The organism is Nonomuraea sp. NPDC050733 (assembly GCF_040654215.1).
Taxonomy (GTDB): Bacteria; Actinomycetota; Actinomycetes; order Streptosporangiales; family Streptosporangiaceae; genus Nonomuraea.
Map to the genome: position 1 here is coordinate 75,597 of NZ_JBFAHO010000025.1, position 21,241 is coordinate 96,837.

Sequence of the window (21,241 nt, forward strand, 5' to 3'; positions counted from 1 at the left end):
GGGACGGGCTCCGGGGACAGGCTCCGGCGCGCGCCTCACCCGAGCGCCCATGCTCTGCTGTGAGCGAAATCTCACCCTGAACCCGGCGAAAGCAGTCCGAAGGCGATCTGCAAGCGGCCCGCCCCACACTCATCGCCGGGGGAGCGCCAGCCGCGACCTGTCAGGTTCCTGGGAAAGAAAAAGCCCCGGCTCTTGCGAACCGGGGCCTGTCTTCGTCAGTGTGGGTCTGCCGATTTCATCGGCGAACCTGAGTGGGCGAGGAGGGATTTGAACCCTCACGTCCTTGCGGACACACGGACCTGAACCGTGCGCGTCTGCCGTTCCGCCACCCGCCCTTTGTTGGGTGCGGAGAAACAGTAGCACGGAACAGCCGCTGGTACTGAACCCGGATACGATCGCATAAGACACGGGAGCGGATGAGCTGGGCGCGACGGCTGACCAAGCGCCTGGACCGCCGTGACGTGGGACGAGCGGAGCCGGGCGCGCGAGCGCCTGGAGGCCGCGATCATATGCACGGAGGAAGGGAGGTACCCGGTGGGAGTCCTTCAGCGCTTCGAGCGAAGGCTCGAAGGCTTGGTTGAGGGGGCCTTTGCGCGGGCGTTCAAATCTGACCTTCAGCCGGTCGAGGTCGCCAGCGCGGTTCAGCGGGAGATGGACGAGCGTGCGGCGATCGTCGCACAGGGTCGCACACTCGTGCCCAACGACTTCGTGGTGGAGCTGTCCACGACCGACAGCGAGCGGCTTGAGGTCTACGCCGACAGCATCAGCCACGAGCTGGCCAACCTCGCCAGGGAGTACGCCAAGGAGCAGGGCTACTCCTTCGTGGGACCGGTCCGGGTGCGGTTCGAGACGGCGGCGGACCTGGCTGTGGGTCTGTTCCGCATCAGGTCGGGCGTCATCCGCGGCGCGACGGTGGAGCAGGACGAGATCCGCCAGCCGGCCAGCGACCTGCCCCCTTCCCGGCCCAACGCGTTCGGCGGGCGGCCCCGGCTGCTCGTCTCCACCCAGGACGACCCGCAGGGTGACCGCTCCTACGAGCTCACCACTCCGGTGACCCTGCTCGGCAGGGGCACCGACTGCGATCTCCGCCTGGTCGATCCCGGCGTCTCACGCCACCACGCGGAGCTCCGCGTGGAGGGTCCCCAGGTCTTCCTGGTCGACCTGGGTTCGACCAACGGCACTTTCGTCAACGGCCAGCCGGTACGCAGAGTCGAGCTCCAGAACGGCACGCGAGTGACGTTGGGGCGCACGACTCTGGTGTTCCGGCGCGATTAAGGGTAGACAAACGGTCCATGTCCGAGCTCACGCTGCTGCTGATCCGGCTCGCCTTCCTGGCGGTGCTGTGGTTTTTCGTCATTGCCGCAGTCGGCGTGATCCGGACTGACTTGTTCGGATCACGTACGGCTCCCTCGGGTCCGCGTAAGACCGCGAAACCCGCCAAACCGGTGGCCAAGCCGAAGAGCAAGAAGGGCGAGCCACGCCAGCTAGTCGTGACCGGTGGCCCCTTGCAGGGCACCACCATTAACCTCACGGAGACGCCCATCACCATCGGCCGGGCGAACGACGCCACGCTGGTAGTCACCGACGACTACGCATCCAGCCGGCATGCCCGGCTCTTCCCTCAGGACGGTCAGTGGATCGTGGAAGATCTTGGTTCGACCAACGGCACGTACCTCGACCGCTCAAAAGTCACCCGCCCGACCCCGGTGCCGCTCGGTGTTCCGATCCGCGTCGGCAAGACAGTCATTGAATTGCGCAAATGACCATCGCACTCCGCTACGCCGCCCGCTCGGACGTCGGCCTCCTCCGCGAAGGGAACGAGGACTCGGCGTACGCGAGCGGCCGCCTGCTGGCCGTCGCCGACGGCATGGGCGGGCACGCACACGGCGAGGTGGCGAGCTCCGTCGCCATCGCCGCAATGGCCTCCCTGGAGGAGGCCCAGCAGGGCGGTGACCTGCTCAACGCCATCGAGGCAGCAGTACGCGACGCCAACCGCAGACTGCACGAGATGGTGGGGCGGGACCCGAGCCTGAAGGGCATGGGCACCACGCTCACCGCCATGCTCTGGCACGGCACCCAGGTGGCCCTGGTGCACGTCGGCGACTCGCGCGCCTACCTGCTCAGACGCGGGGAGCTCTACCAGATCACCCACGACCACACGCTGGTGCAGCAGCTGGTCGACGACGGGCGCATCACCCCCGAGGAGGCGGCGACGCACCCGCAGCGCTCGATCCTGCTGCGGGCACTCGACGGGAGCGGCGAGGTCGATCCCGACCTCACGCTGCGTGAGGCCCAGCTCGGCGACCGCTACCTGCTGTGCTCCGACGGGCTGTCGGGTGTGGTGAGCGCGGAGACGCTGCACGCCACGCTGACCAACATCGACGACCCCGAAGAGGTCGTCCGGCAGCTCATCGACCTGGCCAACAGGGGCGGCGGGCCCGACAACATCACCTGCGTGCTGGCCGACGTGCTGGAGGTCGCCGACGACCAGCAGGCGCCCGGCGAGGCCGCGGTCGTGGGCGCGGCCGGCATGGACCGGCTGAGACCCGGCCCGCAGGAGACCTCCCCGGGGCGATCGAGCGCGGTGACCGCGCCCCAGCCGGTGATCACTGACGACGAGTTCGACGAGCCGGGCGCGCAGGCGACCCGGCGGTCGGGCGGCCGTCGTCGCGTGTGGCCCGTGCTGGTCTCCGTGCTCGGCGTCGGGGCGGTGGTCGCCGGTGTCGGCGGCTACTTCGGCTGGCAGTGGACCCAGGACCAGTTCTTCGTCGGAGCAAGGGGCGGCGAAGTGGTCGTTTTCCAGGGCATCCAGCAGGAAGTGGGCCCGATCCAGTTCTTCTCGGTGGCCAAGTACACCGGAAAGCCCGTGTCCCGGCTCTCCGCCCCCGACCAGGCGCTGATCGCGGACGGCATCGAAGTCGCCAGCGTCGACGAGGGCCTGAAAAAGATCAACGGCCTGAGGTTCGCCGACGACCAGACCGGGTCGAAGGACAAGGCCGCAACCGACGCGAGCGCGTCCCCGTCCCCCGACAGCGCCAAGGCGTCCCCCAGCGCCACGAAGGCATCTCCGAGCCCCACGAGGACGAAGCCCTAGATGAGCGAGATGGCCGCCTCCCCCGTCCCCATGCCCGCCAAGCGCCGAGGGGCGCAGCTTCTCATGCTGGCGCTGGCCGTCGGCATCGTCATGTTCGCCTACGCCAACGTGGGCCTGGCCGTCGACGGCAAGGTCCCGGCGGGCATGCTGACGTACGGGCTGGGCCTGGGCGGGCTGATGCTGGCCGCCTATCTCGTGCTGGCCAAGTGGGCGCCGTGGGCCGACCCGCTGATCCTGCCGCTGGTGACCCTGATCAACGGTCTCGGCCTGGTGATGATCTACCGGTTGTCGGTGTCCGACTCCACCCTGCCCTCGGCCAAGCTGGCCTCGCCCAACTCACAGCTGCTGTGGACCTTCATCGGCATCCTGCTGTTCAGCCTCACGCTGATCTTCCTGCGCGACCACCGGGCCCTGCAGCGGCTGACCTACACCGCGGGCGCTCTGGGGGTGTTCCTGCTGATCTCGCCGATGATCCCGTTCCTCGGCCGGGAGATCAACGGCGCCCGCATCTGGATCGGCATCCCCGGCCTCGGTCAGCTCCAGCCCGCCGAGCTGGCCAAGCTCGCGCTGGTCATCTTCTTCGCCGGCTACCTGGTGGCCAAGCGGGACGTGCTGGCGCTCGCCGGGCGGCGGCTGCTCTTCATCGACCTCCCGCGTGCCCGTGACCTCGGCCCGATCCTCATCATCTGGGGGATCAGCCTCGGCGTGCTCGTCATGCAGAAGGACCTCGGCTCCTCGCTGCTGCTGTTCGGCACGTTCATCGCCATGCTCTACATCGCCACCCAGCGCACGTCCTGGGTGCTGATCGGCATCCTGCTCTTCGCAGGCGGCGCCATCCTCGCCGGCATGGTCTTCAGCCACGTCCAGCAGCGCTTCCAGGTCTTCCTCAACCCCGAGGACCCGAAGCTGTTCTTCGCGGTCGGCGGCAGCGAGCAGCTCATGCAGGGGCTGTTCGCGATGAGCAACGGCGGCATCATGGGCACCGGGCTCGCCCAGGGCCACCCGGAGCTCATCCCGCTGGCCTTCTCCGACTTCATCTTCCCCGCCACGGGCGAGGAACTGGGCCTGACCGGCCTGATGGCGGTGCTCATGGTCTACGCGCTGCTGGTCGAGCGTGGCCTGCGCACCTCGCTCGCGGCCCGCGACCCGTTCACCAAACTCCTGGCCGGGGGCCTGTCGTTCCTGCTGGCCTGGCAGGTCTTCATCATCGTCGGCGGCGTGACCAACCTCATCCCGCTCACGGGCCTGGTCACCCCGTTCATGTCACAGGGTGGCTCGGCCCTGCTGGCGAACTGGATCCTCATCGCCCTCCTGGTACGCACGTCTGACGCGGCGCGGAAGCCACCCCCGCAGGCGATCCAGAACGAAGGAATGACGCAGGTGTTCCAGCGATGAACAGCCCCCTGAAGCGCGTCGCCGTGGCCTGCCTGGCCATGTTCGCGCTGCTCATGCTCAACGTGAACTACCTCCAGGCGGTTCGCGCCGACGGGTTGTCCGAGAACGCGTTCAACAAGCGCAACTTCTACGCGCGCTACGCGGTGCAGCGTGGGCGGATCACGGCCGGCGGCAAGGAGATCCTCGCCCAGTCGGTCGAGACCGACAGCAAGGAGTTCCGCTTCGTCCGGCAGTACACCGACGGCAAGCTGTACGCGCACGTCACGGGCTTCTTCTCGCCCGAGAGCGCGGATGCCATCGAGTCCACCGAGAACAAGCTGCTCGACGGCTCCAGCACCGACCTGCTGCTGCGGCGGAGCATCGACCTGTTCACCGGCGAGCCCACCAAGGGCGCCAACGTCGATCTGACGATCAACCCGAAGGCGCAGAAGGCGGCCTACGACGCGCTGCGCGCGAGCGGCAAGCGGGGCGCCCTGGTGGCGCTCAACCCGAAGACCGGTGCGATCCTCGCGATGGTGTCGCTGCCCACCTACGACCCGGCCGAACTGTCCGGCACCAACAAGAGCAAGGTGTTCGCCCGCTACGACGAGCTGGCCAAGGAGAAGGGCCAGCCGCTGCTCAACCGCACCATCAACCAGACCTACCCGCCCGGCTCCACGTTCAAGGTGGTCACGGCCGCCGCGTACCTGGAGGACGACTCCTCGCGCGGGCCGGACACGACCGTGGACGCGCCGCAGCGGCTGCCCCTGCCCGGCACCACCATCAGCCTGCCCAACTACGGCGGCGCCGCCTGCGGCGCCGGCAAGGTCCCGCTGGTCTTCGCGCTGGAGAAGTCCTGCAACACGCCGTTCGGTTCCATCGGCATGGAGCTCGGCTACGACAAGATGAAGGAGCAGACCGAGAAGTTCGGCATGGGAGAGCAGATCGGCGTGCCGATGTCGGTGGCCCAGAGTGACTTCGGCAAGGAAGAGGACAAGGCGGCCCTGGCGATGGCCTCGATCGGGCAGCGCAGCAACCGGATGACGCCGCTGCAGATGGCCATGATCGCCGCGGGCATCGCCAACAACGGCACGGTCATGAAGCCGTACCTCGTGAACAAGATCACTGACAGCAAGGGCGACACGATCGAGGACGCCCAGCGGGACGAGCTGAGCGAGGCGGTCAGCCCCGAGACGGCGGGCAAGCTGCGCGAGATGATGGTCAGCGTCGTGAACAACGGCACCGCCAACCTCGCGCAGATCCCGGGCGTCCAGGTGGCCGGCAAGACCGGCACCGCCGAGACCCTCGACGGCCAGCCCCCGCACGCGTGGTTCATCTCGTTCGCCCCGGCCGACAATCCGCAGATCGCGGTCGCGGTCATCGTCGAGTCGGGCGCCGCCAACGTGGGTGCCGAGGCGACGGGCGGCCACACCGCCGCGCCGATCGCCAAGCAGGTGATGGAGGCGGTGCTGAAGAATTGATCGACGGCAACGTGCCGGGTCATGCGGCTCGGTAACCGCTACCTCCTCCTCTCCCGCATCGCCATGGGCGGTATGGGGGAGGTCTGGCGTGCCCGCGACGAGCTGCTGGGCCGCGAGGTGGCGGTCAAGGTGCTGCGCAGCCACATCCACAGCGACCCCACGTTCCGCGAGCGGTTCCGCAACGAGGCGCGCATCACCGCGGCGCTGGCCGATCCCGGCATCGCGCAGGTCTTCGACTACGGCGAGCAGAACGACCTGGCCTACCTCGTGATGGAGCTGGTCCACGGCGAGCCGCTGTCGGCCATCCTGACCCGCAACGGCGCCCTGGGCCCCGAGGTGGCGCTGGACGTGCTCCAGCAGACGGCCAAGGCGCTGCACACCGCCCACGCCGCCGGGGTCGTGCACCGCGACGTCAAGCCGGGCAACCTGCTGGTGACGCCCGACGGCCACATCAAGGTGACCGACTTCGGCATCGCCCGCGCGCTGGAGGCCGCGCCGGTGACGCAGACCGGCACCGTGCTCGGCACCGCCCAGTACGTCAGCCCGGAGCAGGCGCAGGGCCTGCCGCTCACGCCCGCCACCGACCTGTACTCCCTCGGCATCGTCGTCTACGAGTGCCTGGCGGGCCGCACGCCGTTCCGGGGCGAGAGCCAGGTGGCGATCGCGCTCCAGCACCTCAACGAGCAGCCGCCGCCGCTCGGCGTCGACGTGCCGGCACCGGTACGCGACCTGGTCATGGCGCTGCTGTCGAAGGACCCGGCGCGCCGGCCCGGCTCCGCGCGGGAGCTGGCCGACCGGGCGTACGTGCTGCGCGACTCGCTGGTGGGGCACGAGCCGAGCGTGGAGCTCAGCATGCTCACCGACCCCGACGGCTTCCGGGTCCGCGAGCGGAGCGGCTCCGGGCAGACCGGGCCGGGACCGACCCAGCCGGGTCAGGGCGGGCTGGGTCAGGGCGGGCCGGGGCAGAGCGACGACCCGACCTACGACCTGATGGGCGGCGGCGTGCCCGCCACGGTGTCGCGGCGCCCGGCTCGGCGGCCCTCCCAGCGGAAGGGCAACGGCGCGCGGGCGCTGGCCGTCGTCGCCGCGGCGGGCTGCCTGGCCGCGGTCGGGTTCGGCGCCATGACGCTCGGCGAGCGCGACGCGCCCACGAGGCCGCCGGACGTCATGGAGCCGTCCGGCGCCGGCTCGGCCACGCCGACGCACACCCGCACGGCCAAGGCCAAGCGCACGCGACGCTCGCCCGCGATTACGGCGAAGTCCAAACGGCCGGTACCCTCACGGTCGGCTACCGTTGACAAGTCGGTGACTCCTACCCAGAAGCCGACACCCCGACCCACCCCGACCACCCGTACCCCGACCCCCACACCGACTTCAAAGCCCACGACGACGCCGACAAGTCAGACACAGAGCGCTTCACCTGACCCGTCGGCGACAAACCCGCCGAAGGAGGGGACGTGACGCGTCATGGGGTCGATGATGGACACCGGCGGCTCCGCGCAGACCGCGGTACCCAAGATGAACGGTAAGGGACAGTGCAGGAAATGACTCAGCCTCGGCTACTCGGAGGTCGCTACGAGCTCGACGGTGTCGTCGGGCGCGGCGGCATGGCTGAGGTGTATCGTGCCCGAGACCTCCGGCTGGACCGCATTGTCGCGATCAAGACTCTCCGGTCGGATCTGGCGCGCGATCACACCTTCCAGGCCCGTTTCCGCCGTGAGGCGCAGTCCGCGGCTTCGCTGAACCACCCGGCCGTCGTCGCGGTCTACGACACCGGCGAGGACGTCTCCGAGGGCGCCCCCGTGCCCTACATCGTGATGGAGTACGTCGACGGGCGCACCCTGCGCGACCTGCTCCGGGCCGACCGGCGGCTGCTGCCCGAGCGGGCGGTCGAGCTGGTCGACGGCATCCTGCGGGCGCTCGACTACAGCCACCGCGGCGGCATCGTGCACCGCGACATCAAGCCGGCCAACGTCATGATCACCCGGGCGGGCGACGTCAAGGTGATGGACTTCGGCATCGCCCGCGCGATGGCCGACTCGGCCGCGACGATGACGCAGACCGCGCAGGTGATAGGGACCGCCCAGTACCTGTCGCCCGAGCAGGCGCGCGGTGAGCGCGTCGACGCGCGCAGCGACATCTACTCCACCGGCTGCGTGCTGTACGAGCTGCTGACCGGCCAGCCGCCGTTCACCGGCGACTCGCCCGTCGCGATCGCCTACCAGCACGTGCGCGAGGAGCCGATCCCGCCGTCGCAGATCGACCCGGAGATCCCGCAGTGGGCCGACGCGATCGTGCTCAAGGCCATGGCCAAGGACCCGGCGCATCGCTACCAGAGCGCGACCGAGATGCGGGCCGACATCCAGCGGGCGATGTCCGGCATGCCGGTCGACGCCCAGACGGTGGCCATGAACAACACGTACGCGCCGACGACCCGCATGATGACCTCGACGCAGCAGGCCGCGGGCCCGTCGACGCAGCGCACCACCGCCGTCCCACCGTACGAGTACGACGAGGGTGGCGGCGGCAGGAGCGGCGGCGGCGGCGGCCGACGGCGGGCCGGCGGCGGGGGCGGGGGCAACACCGCGCTGAAGACGGCGGCGTGGATCCTCGTCCCGCTGCTCGTCATCGGCGCGTTCATCGGCGTGGGCTACGCCTTCCTCAGCAACAACGACGGGCCCAAGACTCAGGCGCTGAAGGTTCCCTCGCTGGAGACGCAGACCGAGGAGGCCGCGGTCGCCGAGCTGAACGGTCTCGGGCTGAAGCCCCAGGTCGTCCGCGAGTTCAACGACGATTACGACCCGAAGACGGTCATCAAGACCGATCCGGCGGCGGGCACCGAGATCGAGAAGGGCGAGACGGTCAAGGTCGTCGTCTCCAAGGGCAAGAAGAAGGTGAAGGTGCCCGACGGGCTCATCGGGCTCACCAGGGAGGAAGCCGGCCAGATCCTCAAGGACGCCGGCCTGACCGCCACGATCAAGACCAAGTCGTCCACCAGGAAGCAGGGCACGGTCATCTCCACCGACCCCGCCGCGGGCGAAGAGGTCGAGGAAGGCGGCAGCGTCACGCTGTACGTGCCCAAGGAGCTGATCTCGCCTCCGAACGTCACCGGCATGACGGCCGACGAGGCCAAGGCGGCGCTCGAGTCGGCCGGTTTCAAGGTCAGGATCGACAAGCAGTTCAGCGAGCAGCCCGAGAACACGGTCATCACGCAGAACCCCGGCCCCGACGCCAAGCTGTCGCCGAACACGACCATCACCATCGTGGTCTCCAAGGGGCCCGACCAGTCGGTGCCCACGGATCAGCCCACGTTCACGCAGGAGCCCGATCCGACGCTGCCCACCGAGGAGCCGACGGACGAGCAGACGACGATCGAGGATCCGACCGGCGACGACGGCTTCGGATGACGTACCGGAGCGGGTGACGCTGAGAGCGCTTGAGGAGCCGCCTCCCGGCTGGGAGGCGGCTTCTCCGCTTCTGGCGGCTTCGGGCGGGCCTGCGGGCGCCTGAGAGCCGCCAGGAGCGGCCTGTGGGTGGGCGCGTCGAGGGGACGCGCCTCTGAGTGCCCGGCAGGCGGGCGAAGCAAAAGAGCGCCCCCGCCGCTCGGGGGCAACGGCGGGGACGCTCATCTGTGAGTCGTGGCGGCGGGGCCGCGCGTTACACGGTCACGCTAGCCGATCGCGCTCAGCCAGTTCGCGAGCAGCCGGTGGCCGTGCTCGGACAGCACCGACTCGGGATGGAACTGGACGCCCTCGATCGGGGCCTCGCGGTGGCGCAGGCCCATGATGACGCCGTCGCCGGTGCGGGCGGTCACCTGGAGCTCGTCGGGCACCGTCTCGGGGCGCACGGCCAGCGAGTGGTAGCGGGTCATCCGCACCGGCGAGGGCAGCGACGCGAACACGCCCCGGCCGTCGTGGGCGATCGCGCTGGTGCGACCGTGGACGATCTCCGGCGCGCGGGAGACGGTGGCGCCGTAGGCGTGGGCGATGGCCTGGTGGCCGAGGCAGACGCCGAGCAGCGGCCGGCCCTCCTCGGCGGCCCGGCGCACCAGGGGCACGCTGACGCCCGCCGCCTCGGGAGTGCCGGGACCGGGGCTGATGAGGACGCCGTCGAAGCCGGCGGCGTCGGTCACGGCCACCTCGTCGCGCGGGCGCACGTCACACGCGGCGCCCAGCTCCCGCAGGTACTGGACGATGGTGTGGACGAAGCTGTCGTGGTTGTCCACCACCAGCACACGGGTCATTGCGTAACGGTCACCTCGTCCAGCGTCATCAGGGGTTCGAGCAGCGGGAACACCCGGTACCACAGTACGGCCACCGCGATGCCGGCCAGCACGGCGGCCAGCAGTGCCTTGACGGCCGTGGGGCCGGGGAGCCTGCGCCAGATCCAGCCGTACACGTGATCAGTCCTTCCTGAGCTCGACGCGGTCGAGCACCCCGTGCACGATGTAGCGCTGCGCGGCGGAGTACTCGGGGTGGCAGGTGGTGAGTGTGATGAACGCCTTGGACGGCTTGCGCTCGGGCTTGCCGGGCACCGGGGCGATGACGTCCAGCTCGGTGGGCAGCACGACCTCGTGGTAGGTCACCCGGTAGGTGTAGCGGGCCTCACGGGCGTCCACGACGATCTCGTCGCCGCGTTTCAGCTCGTCGATCTGGTTGAACGGCGCGCCGTAGGTGGTGCGGTGGCCGGAGACGACGAAGTTGCCCTTCTGGCCCGGCAGGGCGGTGCCGGGGTAGTGGCCGGGGCCTTTGCGCAGGTCCTCGACCGTCACCCCCTCGATCACCGCGTACTTGTAGTCGTTGCCCAGCCTGGGCATGCGCAGCAGGGCCACCGCGTGACCGAGCTTGATCTTCTTGAGCCGCTTCGGGCGGCCGTCGTCGCCCTGCTGCTCGCCGCCCGACTGCTCGCGGGCCAGCTCCTGCTCCAGCAGCGGCTGCTCACGGTCGGTGTAGGCGCCCGTGCCCCAGAGCAGGTAGGCGCAGAACAGCAGGAGTACGAGGCCCGCGGTGACGCACAGCTCCCCCACGGCCCTTAGCGTGGCCCTCACCCCCACAGCGTAGGCGCGCCGCTACGATTCGTGAGGGATCGCCATGTCGTGCGCGTGGCGACTATCCTGGGCCGGTCCCAAGCTCGCCGCTCTCGGCTACGCTGTCTCAACTACGCTAAACGAAGAGCCTGTGGACGATCCGGAAGCCCAGGCCCTCAGCAGGAGTCATCCAGTGCCCAAGTCGAAGGCTCGCAAGAAGGCGGTCTACACGCCGCCGCAGAAGTCCCAGCAGGTCAAGGTCAGCCCTCGCTGGCTGGCGCCGACGATGGTGGCGTCGTGGATCATCGGCATCCTGTGGATCGCCACGTACTACGTGGCCCCGCAGCAGGCGCCCCTGATCAAGGACCTCGAGGCCTGGAACCTGCTGATCGGGTTCGTTTTCATCATCTTCGGTGTGGTGCTCTCCACCCGCTGGCGTTAGATCTTTCCACAGTCTTTTCCACACCCTGGGGACACCGGGTCACCGGCCGTTCACCCCACGGTGCCGAGAATGGCAGTGGTCCGTACGGCGACGAGTGCCACGAGTACGACCAGCGCCCCCGCGAGCGCCAGCGCCTGCCACAGGGCCCGGTTGCTCCGGGGGGCGTAGGCCATCGCGGCGGCGAGGGCCGAGCCGGTGATCAGTCCGCCGATGTGGCCGGTCCAGCTGATGCCGGACATCACGAAGGTCAGCACCAGGTTGAGCCCGATGATCAGTGCGATGCCGCGCACGTCCAGGTTGAGCCTGCGGCCGACCACGAACACCGCGCCGAACAGGCCGAAGATGGCCCCTGAGGCCCCGACCGTGGGCTGGTTGAGCGGGTCGATCCAGTAGCCGAGCACCGAGCCGCCGAGCGCGCTGAGCAGGTACAGGGCCAGGTAGCGGGTGTGGCCGAAGGCGCGCTCCAGGTTGGGGCCGATGATGTAGAGCGCCCAGCAGTTGAACAGGATGTGGAAGATCCCGCTGTGGACGAACGCGGCGGTGATCAGCCGGTGGTACTCACCGAGGTGGGCCACCCCGTTGGGCCACATGGCCAGCCGCAGGCCGAGCGGGTCGTTCGGGAGCTGCTGGATGCCGAAGACCACGACGTTGATCGCCAGGAGCGCCCAGGTCACGTACGGCGTGCGGACGACCGCGCCGCCGAACGTGGACCTCGCCTGGCGCATGCCCTTGCTGCCCTCGGCCACGCATTCGGGGCACTGGAAGCCCACGGCGGCGTCGCGCATGCAGTCGGGGCAGATCGGGCGTTCGCAGCGTTGGCAGCGAACCCAGGTCTCCCGCTGGGGGTGCCGGTAGCAGGTCGGCACGGCCTCCGCGGGCTGCTCCGGGGGCAGGGGCGGCTGGCTGGTCATGCCCGCAGCCTACGGCCTCGCCGGCCCTGCCGCGTGCGCCGACGCCGCCCCTCGGCCCCCGGTCCCGGCCCGGGACCCAGCCGTGAGGCTCAGCCCTGGACGCGCTCGATCGTCACCGACTCCAGCACGACGTCCTCGACCGGGCGGTCGTTGCGGCCCGTGCGGGTCTTGGCGATCGAGTCGACGACGTCCTGGCCCTCGACGACCTCGCCGAAGATGGTGTGCCGGCCGTTGAGGTGCGGCGTCGGGACGACCGTGATGAAGAACTGCGAGCCGTTGGTGCCCTTGCCGAAGCGGACGCCCGCGTTGGCCATGGCCAGCAGGTAGGGACGGTTGAAGTAGAGGTCCGGGTGGATCTCGTCGTCGAACTCGTAGCCAGGGCCGCCGACGCCCTGACCGAGCGGGTCACCGCCCTGGATCATGAAGCCGGAGATCACCCGGTGGAAGATCGTGCCGTCGTAGTACTTTCCGGTGCTCTTCTCGCCGGTGCCCGGGTGGGTCCACTCGCGGCTGCCCTCGGCGAGCTCCACGAAGTTCCGTACGGTCTTGGGCGCCTGGTTCGGGAAGAGTTCGACCTTGACGGCGCCGTGATTGGTCTGCAGGTTTGCGATCAGCTTCTCAGCCACGAGACAGCTGCCCCCCTCTATGCACAGGGTTAGTTCTGTGGTGTTTTGTTGGCTATGGCCGTTAGGCCTCCGGGCCATCCTCCCACGGCTCGTCATGATTGAGCCGCCTTCTACCGGGAAGGTCAGGCTCGGGGCCCCAACGACAGGGGAGGTTGTCGTGTCCCTGACACTAAGAAGACGCCGCGTGGTCATAGAGGTTCCCGCCACGTGGATGGGCCGCATGAAGGCCCGGGCCGTCGAGACCGGTCAGCGTGTTGCACCGATGGCCGACCAGGCCAAGGTGATGGCCGATCAGGCCAGAATCATGGCCGACCAGGCCAGGCTCGCCACCGCCCAGCGCATCGAGGACGCCCGTTACTGGGCGGCACCGAGGCTGGAGGACGCCGCTCATCGGGTGGAGGACGAGTTCGCTCCCAAGGTCAGCTCGATGCTGACCGCGGCGGCCGGCAAGATCGACCCGACGCCCGCCAGATCGCGGCGTTGGCCGATCATGATTCTGATCACTGGTGTCGCCGTGGGCGCGATGGGCTACATGGCCTATCGCCGTAACGCGCAGCAGTGGACGGATCAGATGAAGGACTCCGCGTCCGACGCGTCGCGTTGGGTGAGCGAGAAGGCGGACAAGACCGTCCAATCCACGGAGAACGCCGCGTCCACCGTCACCGAGACGACGGACGAGGCAGCGCACAAGATGCAGTGAACCAGCGCGAAAGTGCGCCCCCACCTCAAGGGGGCGCACTTTCGCGTTTCACGGCACCGGCGAAGCGGCGTTGACGGCTCACCAAGCGCTTGTTAGAACCGGCGGCATGAGCCTGTCACCGCTCGACGACTACCCCGTCCACCAGGCCGCCCAGGTCATGCGGCACGTGACCACGTCCGACCGCAACTTCTACGACCGCTACTACTTCAACTGCCACGCCGGCACGGACGAGCTGATGCTGATCATCGGCCTCGGCCAGTACCCCAACCTGGGCGTCACCGACGCGTTCGCCTGCGTGCGGCACCGTGACGCCGGCCGCGACCTGCACCGTGTCGTGCGCGCCTCCCGCGAGCTGGGCGCCGACCGGATGGACACCGGGATCGGCCCGTTCCGGGTCGAGGTCCTCGAAGGGCTCAAACGGCTCCGCGTCGTGCTGGAGCCGAACGAGCATGGCCTGTCCTTCGACCTCGCCTGGGAGGGGACGATCCCGGCGACACTGGAGCCCCGGCACTTCCTGCGCTGGCAGGAACGGGTCATGTTCGACTCGGTACGGCTCGCGCAGACCGGGAGGTGGACCGGCCACATCCGCGTGGGCTCCGAGGAGATCCCGGTCACGCCCGACCGCTGGCAGGGCACCCGGGACCGGTCCTGGGGCATCCGGCCTGTCGGCGAGCCCGAGCCGCCCGGCGTCCAGGCCAAGAACGCCGGGACGTTCTACTGGCTGTACGCGCCGATGATGTTCGACGACCACGCCATCCTCTGCATCGTCCAGGAGGACGAGCGCGGGCGCCGGGTGCTGGAGGAGGCCACCCGGGTGTGGTCGGACGGCCGCGAGGAGGAGTACCTCGGCCGGCCCGAGTACCGTCCCGTCTACGCGCCCGGCACCCGCGACGTGGTCGAGGCCACGATCACCTTCGCGCCGCCCGGAGGGAAGCCGTTCGACGTGCGCTGCACGCCGATCCTGCCGGTCCACCTCATGGTCGGCACCGGGTACGGCCTCGAACCGGACTGGCGGCACGGCATGTACCAGGGCGCCGGGCCGGTCGTGCAGGGGGTGACCTACACGCTGCCGGCCGACGCGGCCCGGATGTGGGGCCTGGTCGACGCCGTGGGCCGGTTCGAGTACGACGGCCTGGTGGGACACGGGCTGTTCGAGTACTGGGCGCTGGGCCCGCACCCGTCGTTCACCCCCTGAGCGACCGGCTACTCCTTCGCGGCCTCGCAGACCACCGTGAAGGCGACGCCCTTGTCGTCCTTGGGCGGCGCGCCGTCGGGGCCCTCAGCCGGGAGGGCGGGCACGGCCTCAACCACCTCGGGCTCGCTCCTCTTGAGCTCGCCCTTCTTGAGCTCGTCCTCCTTGACGGCGCCCTCCTGGACGGCGCCCGCCTTGAGGCCCAGGATCTCCGCCTCCTCTCCGGGCTCGGCCTTCCTGACGCGGAGCTGCGGCGCGCCCTCGGGGAGGGCTTCGGTCACCCTCTCCGCCCCGGCCCTCTCCGTGGGCTTCACCCGGGCGAGCTTGACCGGCTCGCCCGGCTCGGCCTCGGAGACCAGGACCTTGCCGTCCTCGAGCTTCACGGCCTTGACGGCCTTGACGCCCTTGGCGAAGCTCAGGGTCCCGCCGTCGCTGGTCCTGCAGACGATCGCACCCTCGGGCGAGGGCGACGGGGTCTCGTCGGCGAGCGCCGACCCGCTCAGGATCGACAGGGCGAGGACGCCCACCGCGCCCAGGATCCCGACACGTCTCTTCAACATGGACATCTTCCTTTCATGGAAGGTGCTCGGCACGACCTGACGGTCCGAGACTGGCCCGCCGTACCTGAAGCGAGCCTGAACGCAGCCGAAATGATCTTCAGGTTGGCTTTAGGCTCCGTGCGGCACTCTGATCGGCGTGCGGGTCTTACTGGTGGAGGACGAGCGGCGGCTGGCCGGTCTCGTGCGGGACGGGTTGTCGGGCGAGGGCTTCGCGGTCGACGTGGCCCACGACGGCCGCGACGGGCTGTGGATGGCCACCGAGAACCCCTATGACGTGATCGTCCTGGACGTGATGCTGCCCCGGATGAACGGCTACACCGTCTGCGCCCGGCTGCGCGAGGCCGGGAACTGGACGCCGATCATGATGCTCACGGCCAAGGACGGCGTCTACGACGAGGCCGAGGCCCTCGACACCGGCGCCGACGACTACCTGTCCAAGCCGTTCTCGTACGTGGTGCTGCTGGCGCGGCTGCGGGCCCTGGTGCGGCGGGGCGGCAGGGAGCGGCCGGTGTCGATCACGGTCGGCGACCTGGTGCTCGACCCGGCGGGGCTGCGCTGCCGCAGGGGCGAGGTGGAGATCGCGCTGACGCCGAAGGAGTTCGCCGTGCTGCACGGGCTGGCGCGGCGGGCGGGCGAGGTGGTCTCCAAGAGCGAGCTGCTCGCGCAGGCGTGGGACTTCTCCTACGACGGCGACCCGAACATCGTCGAGGTCTACGTCAGCGCGCTGCGCCGCAAGATCGACCAGCCGTTCGGCCGGTCGTCGCTGATCACGGTGCGGGGCGCCGGTTACCGGTTGGAGGCGACATGAGCGCGGACCTGACGCGGACCCCTCGGGACCGGCTGCGGACCGCGCTGCCGGCCCGGCAGGTCGCCGGGCTGGTCTCCGGGCTGGTGACCCGGCTGCGGAAGAGGCTGCCCGAGGGTCTGTCGGCCGGGCTGTCGTCGGTACGGCTGCGGGCCACGGCGGCGGCGACGCTGGTGGTGGCGCTCGCCCTGGGCGTCGCCGCGGCCGTACTCGTCGTGACGTTGCGCGGCAGTCTGGAGGCCAGCACGGACGCCGAGGCGGCGCGGCGGGCGGTGGCGGCGGCGCCGCGGCTCATCAACGGGGTGAAGGCCGTCCGGGCCGAGCCGACGAAGGTCGGGATCGCGGCCCCGCTCGACGCGGAGCCCGGCGTGGAGGTCGACGTGAAGCCCGGCGTGCAGCCCAGTGAGGGGGCCGGGGAGGGGGTCGAGGCGGTTCGGCCGATGGGTGACCCGGACGTCCTGGTCATCGGCGGCTCCGGTGAGCCTGTGGCCGTCACGCAGTGGGCCCAGCCGGGTCAGTACGCCGTGGCGGCCCTGAAGGTGGCCACGGTTGACGGGACCTCCACGGTGCTGGCCAGGGCCTCCCGTGCCGGCGCCGAGGAGGCGTTGCAGGCGCTCGACGGCGCGCTGCTGCCCGGTGTTCCGGCACTGCTGGGGGTGGTGGCGGCGATGACGTGGATCTCGGTGACCCGGGCGCTGAAGCCGGTCGCCGCGATCCGCGCCAAGATGGCCGACATCACCGCCCGGGACCTGCACCAGCGCGTTCCCGTGCCGCGCTCGGGCGACGAGATCGCGGCGCTGGCGACGACCGTCAACGGCACGCTCGACCGGCTGGAGACGGCCGTCGGGACGCACCAGCGGTTCGTCGCCGACGCCGCGCACGAGCTGCGCAGCCCCATCGCCACGCTGCGGGCGCGGCTGGAGCTGGCCCCGCCCAGCGAGCTGACGCGTGAGGCGCTGGCGGACGTCGAGCGCCTCCAGGCGCTGGCCGGCGACCTGCTCATGCTGGCCAGGCTGGACGCCGGTGAGCCGGTGCGGACCACCTCGCTCGACCTCGGGCAGGTGGCGTTCGAGGAGTCGGTGCGCCGCGGGCCGGAGAAGGAGCCGCGGGTCGTGGTGGACATCGAGCCGGACGTGGTGGTGCGCGGCTCGCGCGGCCACCTCGCCCGGCTGGTGACGAACCTGCTCGACAACGCGCGCCGGCACGCCGAGACGGCGGTGACGGTCCGGGTACGGCCGGGTGACGGCGTGGCGGTGCTGGAGGTGCTCGACGACGGGCCGGGGATCCCGCCGGAGCACCGGGAGGCGGTGTTCGACCGGTTCACCCGGCTGGACGAGGCGCGGGCCAGGGACGACGGCGGCGCGGGCCTGGGTCTGCCCATCGCCCGTGACATCGCGGGGCTGCACGGCGGCACGCTGGTGGCGATCGACGGCGGCTTCCGCGCCACGCTCCCCGCGAGCACGTGACCGGGGCCGGCCCTGGTGGGACGGGCCGGTGCTAGGGAGACAGGTGGACCGGGCAGCCCGGCGCGTCCCCCGGCAGCAGCGTCCGGGCCAGCACCTCGCGCACGCGCTCCACCGGCGCCTCCACCACGCCCGACACCTCAGTGATCAGCCTCTTGTCCATGGTCGCCTCCTTCGGATACCCGCTCCATCAGTGATCGCTTGACCGTGTCCGGCCAGTCGAGTGCGCCGCTCTCCAGCCGCTCCAGCACGCCCCGCACCCAGGCCAGCTCGGCCGCCTGGACGGCCCGCTGGTAGTCGAGCTCCAGCGCGAGCACCTCCGGCAGGCCGTTGTCGGCCATGCCCGCCAGGTGCGCGTCGAGGCCGCCGACCGCCGCCTCCAGCGCGGCGGCGCGGTTGCGCAGCGCGCGCCGTGCCTCGGGCACCGGCAGCGCGCCGATCAGCGAGATCCCCGCGACGAGGACGCGGCGGTCGGGGTCGGGCCGTTCCAGCAGACGCCGCAGCCTCGTGGCCAGCTCCTGCCGCCCCTCACCGGTGATCTCGTAGACGGTCCGCTCGGGGCGGCGGCCCTCGCGCGCGGTGGCGGCGGGGACGATCAACTCGTCGCGTGCCAGCCGTTCGACCGCGTGGTACAGGCTCCTGGGCAGCCCGGTCACGTAGTCCTTGTGCGTGTCCACGATGAGGCGGTGCAGCTCGTAGGGGTGGCTGGGACGTACCGACAGCAGGGCGAGCACGGTCAGCCCGGCCAGGTCATGGCGCTGCGCCATGATGCCTCCTTCTATAGTGCAACTTGCACTATAGAAGGGGCCGCCGGGGCTGTCGAGGGTCCGCCGGAGGCGGACCCGTCAGGCGAGGTGGCCGTCGAGCTGCAGGAAGGCGCGCTCGATGATCTGCCGGGTGACATCCTCGGGGTACGGGAACTGCTTGACCAGGTCGCGCAGCCCCTCCACGTGCGCCCGCCGGGCCAGCGCGGCGACCGTCCCCAGCTCCGCCGCCTGCGCCTCGGCGAACGCGCGGTCCACCACCGCGCCGTGACCGGGCACGATCACCTCGCCGGGCAGCTCGGCCAGCATGGCGGCCGCCGTCTCCGGCCAGTCCAGCGGGTACGAGTCGCCGAACGCCGGGGGCGCCCCCTGCTCCACCAGGTCACCGGCGAACACCACCCCGGCGTCGGGCACGTACGTGACGATGTCGTTGCTGCTGTGGCCGAGCCCGAAGTGGCGCAGGTGGACGATCCGGCCGCCGATGTCGAGCGTCGCGGCGGTGGTGAACGTGTGGTCCGGCGGCACGATCTCCACCTCCTCCACCTCCTCGCGCCTGTCCTCCGGCACCCGGCCGGCGACTTTGGCGCGCTCCTCCGGCCCGTACCGCTCGATCTCCTCCGCGCACCTCACGTGGCCCCAGATCTCGGCGGGCACGAACGGCGCGTTGCCGAAGTAGTGGTCGAAGTGCGAGTGGCTGTTGACGACCGTCCACGGGCTGCCGGTGATCCGTCTGATCGCCTCGATCAGGTCGGCCGCCTCGCGGTGGGACATCCGCGTGTCGAGCACCAGGCAGTGCCCATCGCCGACCACCAACCCGACATTCATGTCGAACGACCGATGGCGCCGGACGTACACCCGGTCGCCGACCTCCCGCCATTGCTCTCTCATGGACGAAACCTTACTGACCAGAACATCTCAGCCCCTGAGGTAGGCGAGGACCGCCAGCACCCTGCGGTGGCCGTCGGCGGCCGGCGGCAGGTCCAGCTTGGTGAAGATGCCCGCGATGTGCTTGGCCACCGCCGCCTCCGTGACGAACAGCTCGCGGGCGATCGAGGCGTTGGAGCGGCCCTGGGCGATCAGCCCGAGCACCTCCTGCTCGCGGGGCGTGAGCCGCCGCAGCGGGTCGCGGCGCCGCCGCAGGAGCTGGCGCACCACCTCGGGATCGACGATCGTGCCCCCGGCGGCCACGCCGTCGAGCGCGTCCACGAACTCCCGCACGTCGCCGACGCGGTCCTTCAGCAGGTAGCCGATGCCGGCACCGCCCTCCGAGTCGAGCAGCTCGGCGGCGTACGTCTGCTCGACGTACTGGCTGAGCACGAGGACGGCCAGCTCCGGGCGCGCCCGGCGCAGCTCCAGGGCGGCGCGCAGGCCCTCGTCGGAGAAGCCGGGCGGCATGCGCACGTCGGTGACCACGGCGTCCGGCCGGTGCTCGGTGGCGGCCTCGATCAGGGAGGGCGCGTCACCGACGGCGGCGAGCACGGTGTGGCCGAACCGTTCGAGGAGGCCGGCCAGGCCCTCCCGGAGCAGGACGGCGTCCTCGGCTATCACTACGCGCACGGGATCTCCACTCGCACCATGGTCGGCCCGCCGGCCGGGCTGGAAACAGACAGCTTGCCACTCACGACGGCGAGCCGGTCGGCCAGGCCGGTCAGGCCGCTGCCGCGCTCCGGGTCGGCCCCGCCGCGGCCGTCGTCGTGGATCTCCACGACCAGCGTGCCGCCGTCGGCGCCGCCGGTGACGCGGGCCGCGCTCGCGCCGCTGTGCCGGGCGACGTTCGTGAGGGCCTCCGTGACGACGTAGTACGCGGTGACCTCCACGGCCGGGGGCAGCCGTTCCTCCAGCGTGAGCTCCACCTCGACCGGGACGGGCGAGCGGCCGGCGACGTCGCGGACGGCGGCGGGCAGTCCCCGGTCGGTGAGCACCTGGGAGTGCACGTCCCGGATGAGCGCCCGCAGCTCGGCCAGCACCTGCTTCGCCTCGTCGTGCGCCCGCGCCACCAGCCGTCCGGCCGGGGTGTCGTCGGGCAGGTCCAGCCGGGCGATGCCGAGGCTCATCGTCAGCGCCACCAGCCGCTGCTGGGCGCCGTCATGCAGGTCACGCTCGATCCTGCGCCGCTCGGTCTCGAACGCGTCCACGAGCCGGGCCCGCGACCGGAGCACCTCGCTCAGCTCCGCGGCCTGCGGGGCGAGGATCGCCCGGGTCATGGCGCCCCTCGCCCCGGCCCAGGCGGTGAGCGTGTACGCGGCGACGGGCACCAGGAGCACCCCGAGGCCCGAGACCGCGAGCCCGACGGGGACGCTGACGGTGGGCTGCACGACCGGCGTCAGGATCAGCAGCACGACCCCGACCGTGGCGAACAGCGCCATGACCACGTCCATCCACCACAGCACCAGCACCGTCACCCCGCCCAGCGTCGCCTCCCGGCGCGGCCCGCCGGGCGTGACGGGCAGCGGCACGTCGTCCACCAGCCGCAGCCGCCACCGCTCGTAGCGCGCGACCACGGGGGTGAGCAGAGCGACCACCGCCACGCCCGCGACCGCGACGGCCGGGGAGGACGTCACCGCCACCCCGGCCACGACGCCCATGACGGGCAGGCCGGGCACGACCGCGGCCAGCAGGTAGGCCAGCGAACGCCACGGCCAGGCCGACCTCAGGAAGGGGATCGGCCGCTGGGCGAGGGCTTCCGGCGCGGTCCTGACGAGCATCCCGCGACACTATCCGCGCGCGGCACCGGGAGTCGGTAGTGCCAGGTAGACCTTTTTGCCCGCCTTCGTACCGGGACGTGGCAGGATCTTCTCGCAGA

The 21,241-nt window shown here is 70.7% G+C and carries 23 protein-coding genes and 1 tRNA gene; 12 read left to right on the forward strand and 12 right to left on the reverse strand.

The genetic code is table 11. From position 1 onward, the window contains the following. Positions 1-252 precede the first annotated feature (252 nt). Positions 253-335: transfer RNA gene (locus tag AB0H64_RS30725), tRNA-Leu, on the reverse strand. A gap of 199 nt (positions 336-534) precedes the next feature. Here AB0H64_RS30725 and AB0H64_RS30730 point away from each other — a divergent pair. From AB0H64_RS30730 to pknB, 7 genes are all read left to right on the forward strand, one after another. Then, positions 535-1,275 (forward strand): DUF3662 and FHA domain-containing protein, encoded by a 741-nt coding sequence (locus tag AB0H64_RS30730; RefSeq protein ID WP_310707628.1) that lies wholly within the window; start codon positions 535-537, stop codon positions 1,273-1,275. A 17-nt stretch (positions 1,276-1,292) separates the two neighbouring features. Beyond that, positions 1,293-1,763 (forward strand): FHA domain-containing protein, encoded by a 471-nt coding sequence (locus tag AB0H64_RS30735; protein WP_310707629.1) that lies wholly within the window; start codon positions 1,293-1,295, stop codon positions 1,761-1,763. Then, a complete protein-coding gene (locus tag AB0H64_RS30740) occupies positions 1,760-3,094 on the forward strand; it encodes a Stp1/IreP family PP2C-type Ser/Thr phosphatase (protein ID WP_357631617.1) in 1,335 nt (444 codons plus the stop codon). The genes AB0H64_RS30735 and AB0H64_RS30740 overlap by 4 nt, the downstream gene beginning before the upstream one ends. Beyond that, positions 3,095-4,489 carry an FtsW/RodA/SpoVE family cell cycle protein gene (locus AB0H64_RS30745; RefSeq protein WP_357631619.1) on the forward strand — a complete coding sequence of 465 codons (1,395 nt, stop codon included), beginning with the start codon at positions 3,095-3,097 and terminating at the stop codon, positions 4,487-4,489. It begins immediately after the preceding gene. Beyond that, positions 4,486-5,949, forward strand: a complete 1,464-nt coding sequence (locus AB0H64_RS30750) for a penicillin-binding protein 2 (RefSeq protein WP_357631622.1) — start codon at positions 4,486-4,488, stop codon at positions 5,947-5,949. The genes AB0H64_RS30745 and AB0H64_RS30750 overlap by 4 nt, the downstream gene beginning before the upstream one ends. Before the next feature lie 21 nt (positions 5,950-5,970). After that, on the forward strand, positions 5,971-7,410 hold the full coding sequence (locus AB0H64_RS30755) for a serine/threonine-protein kinase (protein ID WP_357631625.1): 1,440 nt from the start codon (positions 5,971-5,973) through the stop codon (positions 7,408-7,410). 83 nt (positions 7,411-7,493) lie between these two features. Next, complete coding sequence (gene pknB, locus AB0H64_RS30760; RefSeq protein WP_357631627.1) at positions 7,494-9,356, forward strand: Stk1 family PASTA domain-containing Ser/Thr kinase; 1,863 nt, start codon at positions 7,494-7,496, stop codon at positions 9,354-9,356. A gap of 263 nt (positions 9,357-9,619) precedes the next feature. On the opposite strand, the gene AB0H64_RS30765 is transcribed toward pknB, so the two are convergent. From AB0H64_RS30765 to AB0H64_RS30775, 3 genes are read right to left on the reverse strand one after another with little or no spacing between them, the layout of a single operon-like run. Then, a complete protein-coding gene (locus tag AB0H64_RS30765) occupies positions 9,620-10,192 on the reverse strand; it encodes a gamma-glutamyl-gamma-aminobutyrate hydrolase family protein (protein ID WP_357631629.1) in 573 nt (190 codons plus the stop codon). Continuing rightward, the gene (locus AB0H64_RS30770) at positions 10,189-10,347 is read right to left on the reverse strand and encodes a hypothetical protein (RefSeq protein WP_310707636.1); all 159 of its coding nucleotides are present in this window, start codon (positions 10,345-10,347) and stop codon (positions 10,189-10,191) included. Before AB0H64_RS30770 ends, AB0H64_RS30765 begins: the two co-directional genes overlap by 4 nt. A 4-nt stretch (positions 10,348-10,351) precedes the next feature. Beyond that, a complete protein-coding gene (locus AB0H64_RS30775) occupies positions 10,352-10,996 on the reverse strand; it encodes a class E sortase (protein WP_357631631.1) in 645 nt (214 codons plus the stop codon). A gap of 172 nt (positions 10,997-11,168) precedes the next feature. On the opposite strand from AB0H64_RS30775, the gene AB0H64_RS30780 reads away from it, so the two are divergent. After that, positions 11,169-11,417, forward strand: a complete 249-nt coding sequence (locus AB0H64_RS30780) for a cell division protein CrgA (RefSeq protein WP_310707638.1) — start codon at positions 11,169-11,171, stop codon at positions 11,415-11,417. A gap of 50 nt (positions 11,418-11,467) precedes the next feature. Here AB0H64_RS30780 and AB0H64_RS30785 read toward each other — a convergent pair whose 3' ends face one another. Continuing rightward, positions 11,468-12,328 (reverse strand): rhomboid family intramembrane serine protease, encoded by an 861-nt coding sequence (locus AB0H64_RS30785; RefSeq protein ID WP_357631635.1) that lies wholly within the window; start codon positions 12,326-12,328, stop codon positions 11,468-11,470. Positions 12,329-12,417: 89 nt separating this feature from the next. Further along, positions 12,418-12,954, reverse strand: coding sequence for a peptidylprolyl isomerase (locus AB0H64_RS30790; RefSeq protein WP_357631637.1), 537 nt, complete (start codon positions 12,952-12,954; stop codon positions 12,418-12,420). Between the two features lie 184 nt (positions 12,955-13,138). Here AB0H64_RS30790 and AB0H64_RS30795 point away from each other — a divergent pair, with 184 nt between their 5' ends. Together AB0H64_RS30795 and AB0H64_RS30800 are read left to right on the forward strand one after the other, a co-directional pair. Beyond that, entirely contained in the window at positions 13,139-13,654 is a 516-nt protein-coding gene (locus tag AB0H64_RS30795) for a hypothetical protein (RefSeq protein WP_357631640.1), read from the forward strand. A 106-nt stretch (positions 13,655-13,760) separates the two neighbouring features. Further along, the gene (locus AB0H64_RS30800) at positions 13,761-14,849 is read left to right on the forward strand and encodes a hypothetical protein (RefSeq protein WP_357631643.1); all 1,089 of its coding nucleotides are present in this window, start codon (positions 13,761-13,763) and stop codon (positions 14,847-14,849) included. 8 nt (positions 14,850-14,857) lie between these two features. Here the strand turns inward: AB0H64_RS30800 and AB0H64_RS30805 are convergent, their stop codons facing one another. Then, positions 14,858-15,406: a hypothetical protein gene (locus AB0H64_RS30805; RefSeq protein ID WP_357631645.1), complete on the reverse strand. Its 549-nt coding sequence runs from the start codon at positions 15,404-15,406 to the stop codon at positions 14,858-14,860. Positions 15,407-15,542: 136 nt separating this feature from the next. Between AB0H64_RS30805 and AB0H64_RS30810 the strand changes: the two genes are divergently transcribed. Next, positions 15,543-16,214 carry a response regulator transcription factor gene (locus tag AB0H64_RS30810; RefSeq protein WP_357631648.1) on the forward strand — a complete coding sequence of 224 codons (672 nt, stop codon included), beginning with the start codon at positions 15,543-15,545 and terminating at the stop codon, positions 16,212-16,214. Continuing rightward, entirely contained in the window at positions 16,211-17,677 is a 1,467-nt protein-coding gene (locus tag AB0H64_RS30815) for an ATP-binding protein (RefSeq protein ID WP_357631650.1), read from the forward strand. Before AB0H64_RS30810 ends, AB0H64_RS30815 begins: the two co-directional genes overlap by 4 nt. A gap of 31 nt (positions 17,678-17,708) precedes the next feature. Here the strand turns inward: AB0H64_RS30815 and AB0H64_RS30820 are convergent, their stop codons facing one another. The 5 genes from AB0H64_RS30820 to AB0H64_RS30840 all read right to left on the reverse strand — a co-directional run bounded on the left by AB0H64_RS30820 (position 17,709) and on the right by AB0H64_RS30840 (position 21,143). Beyond that, the gene (locus AB0H64_RS30820) at positions 17,709-17,837 is read right to left on the reverse strand and encodes a hypothetical protein (RefSeq protein ID WP_357631652.1); all 129 of its coding nucleotides are present in this window, start codon (positions 17,835-17,837) and stop codon (positions 17,709-17,711) included. Continuing rightward, positions 17,815-18,441: a PadR family transcriptional regulator gene (locus AB0H64_RS30825; protein WP_357631655.1), complete on the reverse strand. Its 627-nt coding sequence runs from the start codon at positions 18,439-18,441 to the stop codon at positions 17,815-17,817. Before AB0H64_RS30825 ends, AB0H64_RS30820 begins: the two co-directional genes overlap by 23 nt. 78 nt (positions 18,442-18,519) lie before the next feature. Further along, positions 18,520-19,326 carry an MBL fold metallo-hydrolase gene (locus tag AB0H64_RS30830; RefSeq protein ID WP_357631658.1) on the reverse strand — a complete coding sequence of 269 codons (807 nt, stop codon included), beginning with the start codon at positions 19,324-19,326 and terminating at the stop codon, positions 18,520-18,522. A 27-nt stretch (positions 19,327-19,353) separates the two neighbouring features. After that, positions 19,354-19,995, reverse strand: a complete 642-nt coding sequence (locus AB0H64_RS30835) for a response regulator transcription factor (protein WP_357631660.1) — start codon at positions 19,993-19,995, stop codon at positions 19,354-19,356. Further along, on the reverse strand, positions 19,986-21,143 hold the full coding sequence (locus AB0H64_RS30840) for a sensor histidine kinase (RefSeq protein WP_357631663.1): 1,158 nt from the start codon (positions 21,141-21,143) through the stop codon (positions 19,986-19,988). The genes AB0H64_RS30835 and AB0H64_RS30840 overlap by 10 nt, the downstream gene beginning before the upstream one ends. Between the last annotated feature and the right edge of the window lie 98 nt (positions 21,144-21,241).